The 5,467-nt window shown below is 49.4% G+C and carries 6 protein-coding genes; 1 reads left to right on the top strand and 5 read right to left on the bottom strand.

Annotated elements, in window-relative coordinates:
* On the bottom strand, positions 1-1,277 hold a 1,277-nt coding region (locus tag VIM87_RS21510), incomplete at its 3' end, for a hypothetical protein (protein ID WP_331998999.1).
* Positions 1,278-1,402: 125 nt separating this feature from the next.
* Between VIM87_RS21510 and VIM87_RS21505 the strand changes: the two genes are divergently transcribed.
* Entirely contained in the window at positions 1,403-3,361 is a 1,959-nt protein-coding gene (locus VIM87_RS21505) for a phosphatidylinositol-specific phospholipase C domain-containing protein (protein WP_331998998.1), read from the top strand.
* Positions 3,362-3,366: 5 nt separating this feature from the next.
* Here the strand turns inward: VIM87_RS21505 and VIM87_RS21500 are convergent, their stop codons facing one another.
* From VIM87_RS21500 to VIM87_RS21485, 4 genes are all read right to left on the bottom strand, one after another.
* On the bottom strand, positions 3,367-3,690 hold the full coding sequence (locus VIM87_RS21500) for a hypothetical protein (protein ID WP_331998997.1): 324 nt from the start codon (positions 3,688-3,690) through the stop codon (positions 3,367-3,369).
* Positions 3,691-3,758: 68 nt separating this feature from the next.
* Positions 3,759-4,109, bottom strand: a complete 351-nt coding sequence (locus VIM87_RS21495) for a DoxX family protein (protein ID WP_331998996.1) — start codon at positions 4,107-4,109, stop codon at positions 3,759-3,761.
* A 227-nt stretch (positions 4,110-4,336) separates the two neighbouring features.
* On the bottom strand, positions 4,337-5,089 hold the full coding sequence (locus VIM87_RS21490) for an SDR family oxidoreductase (protein WP_331998995.1): 753 nt from the start codon (positions 5,087-5,089) through the stop codon (positions 4,337-4,339).
* 51 nt (positions 5,090-5,140) lie between these two features.
* Positions 5,141-5,467: SDR family oxidoreductase (locus VIM87_RS21485; RefSeq protein WP_331998994.1), on the bottom strand; the 327-nt coding region annotated here is incomplete at its 5' end.

Genomic DNA, 5,467 nt, shown 5'->3' with positions numbered 1-5,467 from the left:
TGTTTAAAGTTGGCGCCCAGTGTCCAGTGTACAAGGTTCCAGTAGGCGGTATATGGCTCATAGCCGGTTTGGTCTTTGAACTGGTCTTTGTCGGCATAGCTCATATCTGTTCTTACAGATAGATAACCCGTTACCGAGGGCCGTATGTTGTAGCTAACGCCTACGGCTACGTTCAGGATGGCCTTGCGCGCATCATGCAGGCGTACGAAATCGCGGGTTAAGCTGGAATTACTGCCGGTATCCGGCCGTATAAAAGCATCGTTCCGGGGCGTAATTACATTGTACTCCTTTACCCGGTGAAAATATTCAGCCGCCACATAGAGCTGTCCCCGCCTGAAATCATACGCATAACCCAACGCGGTGCTCAGCGGCATTTTAAAGTTGGTTTTCAGGCTTTCCTGCCGGCTGTTGGCCAGGTAGCTGTAAAAATCCTTCAGCACATCCAGGTACATATTACTCACCGTATAGTCGGTTACGATAGTGCCGCTACCCCATACATGCAGCAATGGGGAGCTGATTGTCCATCCCAGGTGGTGGCGGCCTGCATCATAGGCAAGCCCTGCTTTAAAGCGTACCCCTGCATGAACATAGGTGGCCAGGTAGTAAGCGCTGCTGCTTATCAGCGGTAGCGATGTTAAGCTGTCAATATCGGCATTCGCCAGCGCGCGGGTGTTGCTGATAACATTATAATGCTGCTGCCGCAGCTGTCCCTCAACAGAGAAGCCGGCAGAAAGGCGGGGCGTAAGCCGGAAACCCGTGCTTAGCAAGGCTGAGGTTTCATTCACCCGGTTCTCCAGCACATAGTCGCCCACAAAGTATTCATCGCCGGGGCTATATTCATCATTCAGCGCATTGATCTTGTCATCCCGCCGCTGCGAGGCCTGGAAGCGGAAGCCCGGGGAATTTATCAGCGCATAGGCAATTACCACCGGCGCCTTTTTGCCCAGTGAAATGCTGCCGGATAACATTTGCGGCACAATCCGTACGCTGTTGTTGTGAAGGTCTCTTCCGGTGCCTGCGCCGTTTTTGATCCTGGTGGCATCCAGCTGGTAAATGTTAGCGGAAATAGTGCTGATGGCAATACGGTTCTTGTTCGAAAGGCTCAGCAGGGCCGGGTTGTAGAACAGCACACCACTATCGCGGTTGCTGGCAATAACGCTGCCGGGCGTTAGCAGCACTCCCGGGCCGTAGTTGTTTGACCAGTAATGTGCATCCTGTGCAAATGCAGGTAACATAGCAATGGTAATACAGTACAATAGCAGGAGGGTTCTTGGCATATCAATGGTTGTTTAATATATTGGTAACTAACATTGCAGACCTGCAAAAGGTTTAAACAAAAATAGAAACCGGCGCGTTATAAAATACAAACCATTGCTGTCCATTAGATACTGATCTGCCAATTATGTATAAATTCCTTTACTCCCTGTTGTTATTCACCTGCCCGCTGCAGGCACAGAACCTTTCCTTTACACCGCCCGTAGCCCTGCTGCCACAGGCCGTTACAGACAAAGCACCGGATCTTACGCACTTCAAAGGCGGCTATTTTGTAACCTGGAAAGCCCCCGGAAATAATGCCCCTGTTCATGCCAGCTACCTGGGCAAACACCAGGATACCTCCTTTACGCAGCAGGATGTTATTGTTAGCAACGCAGCCACCAGCTGCGCGCCGGTGCTGCAGGTATTGGATGAGCACCTGTACCTGTTCTGGATAGCTGCCGATGGAACGCTGAAATATATAAAGAACGATACCGATACCAGCCTGGCAGCACAGCAGGTATATACCGTAAAGCTGAATGGCCTGCTGGCGAACGGGCTAACCACCACGGCTATACATGAGCAGATTGTGCTGGCCTCCCATGCAAATGATAAAAGCAGCCTGGTATTTGCATTGCTGGAACCGGGCGACAGGGGCCTGCTGCAGGATGCGCAGCTGCAAACGGCAGAGGGCGTAAAAGCAGCCGCCTATCCCTTTATTGTAAGCCTCACGGGCACCGACATACGCTTTTGCTGGCAGGCATATAAGGGAAATGATGTGTATTATGCCGACTATAACCTGCACACCGGCAAATGGGGCACAGCCACCCGGCTGGCAGGCGCGGCCACAGGCACGGCGCCCGCCTTATACCATGTGTACAATGCACAGCAGCTGTTTTACCTGTGGAGCGGCGCCAAGAACGATCCCCACATTTATTACGCCACCGCGGATAACGGCAACCCGCCAACGGAAAAAAAGGTGCTGCCTCCTTACTTCAACAGCAGCAATCCGGTAGCCATTTGTGAAATAGATGCTAACAATTTTATGCTGGCCTACACCGGTAACGATCAGCACATGTACCTGAGCTATTTTGCAGCCTATAACCCCGCCTCCTGGATGCAGGACCTGCTGCACCCCGCCAAAGAAGCCTATACGCTGAAGGATATTGTAATACCCGGCGCCCACGATGCCGGCATGTCTGTATTAAACGGCACCGGCGGGCAGATGAAAGACGCCATTAACACCTGCAATACGCTCACCCAAAGCATACCCATAAAAGAACAGCTGCAAAACGGCATCCGTATGTTTGATCTTCGGGTAGGTAATTATGCGCAGGCATTATATATAAAACACGCAGAGTCCGACTGTGATGTGGATGCCGTAGGCGCCGGTTACGGAGAAAAGCTGGCCGATGTGCTGAGTGGTGTGCACGCTTTCCTGGAGGCTAACAAAATGGAGACCGTGATGCTGAATTTTAGTCACTTTTGCGATCAGGATGTACCTACGGCCCGGCTGGCAGACACTATTATAGCGCAGCTGGGCACGCACCTGTACCGCAATCAACAAAAGAAATTAGCAGATATAAAATTGAAAGACCTGGCCGGTAAAGTGATCGTAGTATTTGAGCAGCATGCCTACCATGGCGCAATTGATTCATGCAGCATTGCAAATGCTTCCGGCGCTTTTATTAATTACCGGCGTAAATATGCAGCTACCAACGATATCAAAAAAATGCTGGCCGACCAGGTGCTGTTCTTCAACAGTATGAAGGAGGGTGTAAAGGATAATGACCTCATACGCCTGGACTGGCAGCTAACGCAAAGCAGCCAGGAAGCAGCGCTGATCTGCAATGGTTTTCGCCCCGACAGGACCGGCGCTGTGGTAAGCGGCGTAATATTGCTTACCAACGCCCTGAAAAAGAACCAGACCATCCTGGACCTTTCCGCCAAGGGTAACCGTTACCTGCTGCCAACCATGAACGACTGGATCAGCAACGGCACCATCAACAAAAAGAACAAACCCAATATCCTGTACGTAGATGCTGCCGGCAGCTGGATCACGGACTATTGCATTGATCTTAATATGAGCCCCTTGTACACCCGGTAAGCGCTTTAATAGTTGGCTTGCCCGATATCCAGCCGGTTAATTTTTCCATCCGCCTGCAGATGGAATTTCATATACGTTTTAAAATCACCCCATTGGTCGCTGTGAAAATGGCCGTACACATCCAGCCCGTTATTTTCTACTTTATCAATGCTGGTAAAACGTTCATGCCCCAACGCTTTCTCCCAGAAAGAGTGGAAGCTCATTTTATTGCCATCATCATACAGGGCCGCATCTGCCGTGAATAGGGCAAACCAGGCTTTTTTATCCCCGGACTGCAGGGCGTTAATAGCTTGTTTTACGGTAGTATTGGTGAGTTTATCCGTTTGCATGGCATCTTGTTTTTGTGGATGAGCCCATAATACAGAAAGCAGGGCCGCATAAATTAATGTTTGCATGATCAGTGTGGTTTACCCAGCGGGTGCTGCAGGAAAATGATCACCAGGTTCAGTAACAGAAAGGGCAGCTCAATGGCCGCGCCTTTCAGGTCCTTATCCCCTAAATGAAAACAGGTGATCATTAAAATAGAAGCCGCCATCAGGAAATTGCCCCAGATAAAGGTTCTGGGAAATAAGATCAGCACTGCGCTGATGACCGTAACGGCCCCGGTGACTATAATACCTGTTCTGCTGAAATGCCATTTACCAAAAAGCTGTAACATATTAGGCTGTACCGTTAACATAGCCCAGCCCTGTTTTAAGCCCATGAATACGGCGGTTAGGATAAGCAGAAAGCGTAAAGCAGAAAGCATAAAGCAAAAGGTTAAAGCGTAAAGCAAAAAGCGTAAAGCAAAAAGCACAAAGCAGAAAGCATAAAGCATAAAGCGTAAAGCGTAAAGCGTAAAGCGTAAAGCAGAAAGCGTAAAGCACAAAGGTAAAAGCAAAAAGCCATTCCCCGCACCGATCTTCGCTGCATTAAGCTTTTTGCTTTCTGCTTTGCGCTTTCAGCTCCCGCTGCTTTCTGCTTTGCGCTTTCAGCTCAATTAGTCGCTCCTCCGTTCACCAGCAAATGCTGGCCATTCACAAAAGAAGAGAGGTCGCTGGCAAAGAACTCCGCTACATTAGCCACATCTTCCACTTCGGCCAAACGGCCCATGGGGCAGCTGTCCAGCAGCTGTTTGCGCAGCGCAGGGTAGCTTTCAGGATCTACAAAGATGCCGGAATGATCTACCGCAAAAGGAATAATAGAGTTAACGGTTACGCCTCTGTGCCCTATTTCTTTGGAAAGAATATCCACCAGGTAGCGGGGCGTGGTTTTACTGCCGCCGTATACCGCCATGCCAGGCACCGGGAACGAGGTGGTGCTGGAAGCAATGTAAATAATACGGCCATTATCTTCCACGTTACGGGCTGCCTGCTGCAGCGTAAAGTAAGATCCTTTGGTGTTGATGGAAAATACACGGTCAAACTGTTCTTCTGTAAACTCGGTTACCGGCACTTCCACCATTTCAATACCGGCATTGGCTACTACAATATCTATTTTGCCAAAGGCTTTTTTAGCTTCTGCAAACAGTTTTTCCAGTTCAGCCACTTTGCTCACATCGGCCTGCACGGCTATCACTTTGGCGCCCATGGCGGTAATATTGCTCACCACTTCATCTGCAGAGGCCTTATCGCGTGAATAATTGATCACAATATCTGCGCCCAGCGCTGCATATCTTTCTGCAATGGCTTTACCCAACCCTCTTGCAGATCCTGTAATTAAGGCTACTTTATTTTTTAAGCTGTTCATATAATTCGCTTTAAGGATATTAATTATTAATTTTTCATTCTTAATTATTATTTACGCCATTCCTCCATTTGCGCCGATATTCTGCGCATTCACCCATTTGGCGTCATCGCCGGCCAGGAATACTACCACGCGTGCAATATCTTCCGGTTCGCCAATGCGATTAAAGGCAGAGAGGCTGGCCAGACGGGTTATCAATTCATCAGATTTACCTTTAGTAAAAAGCTCTGTGTTGGTGGGGCCGGGAGATACGGTATTCACATTAATACCACGGCTGCCTACTTCTTTGGCAAAGATGCGGGTGAACTGTTCTACCGCTGCCTTGGTGCCAACATAAGTAGCATAGGTAGGCATCATTACCCGGGTAGTGGTAGAGGAGAA

Source organism: Chitinophaga sp. (assembly GCF_036569125.1).
Classification (GTDB): Bacteria; Bacteroidota; Bacteroidia; order Chitinophagales; family Chitinophagaceae; genus Chitinophaga.
This window is presented reverse-complemented; position numbering and strand designations above follow the sequence as displayed.

Excerpts from the sequence above, each read along its gene's own strand:
- VIM87_RS21505 (WP_331998998.1), top strand. The coding sequence starts at position 1,403 with ATGTATAAATTCCTTTACTCCCTGTTGTTATTCACCTGCCCGCTGCAG.
- VIM87_RS21500 (WP_331998997.1), bottom strand. The coding sequence starts at position 3,690 with ATGCAAACGGATAAACTCACCAATACTACCGTAAAACAAGCTATTAAC.
- VIM87_RS21495 (WP_331998996.1), bottom strand. The coding sequence starts at position 4,109 with ATGCTTTCTGCTTTACGCTTTCTGCTTATCCTAACCGCCGTATTCATG.
- VIM87_RS21490 (WP_331998995.1), bottom strand. The coding sequence starts at position 5,089 with ATGAACAGCTTAAAAAATAAAGTAGCCTTAATTACAGGATCTGCAAGA.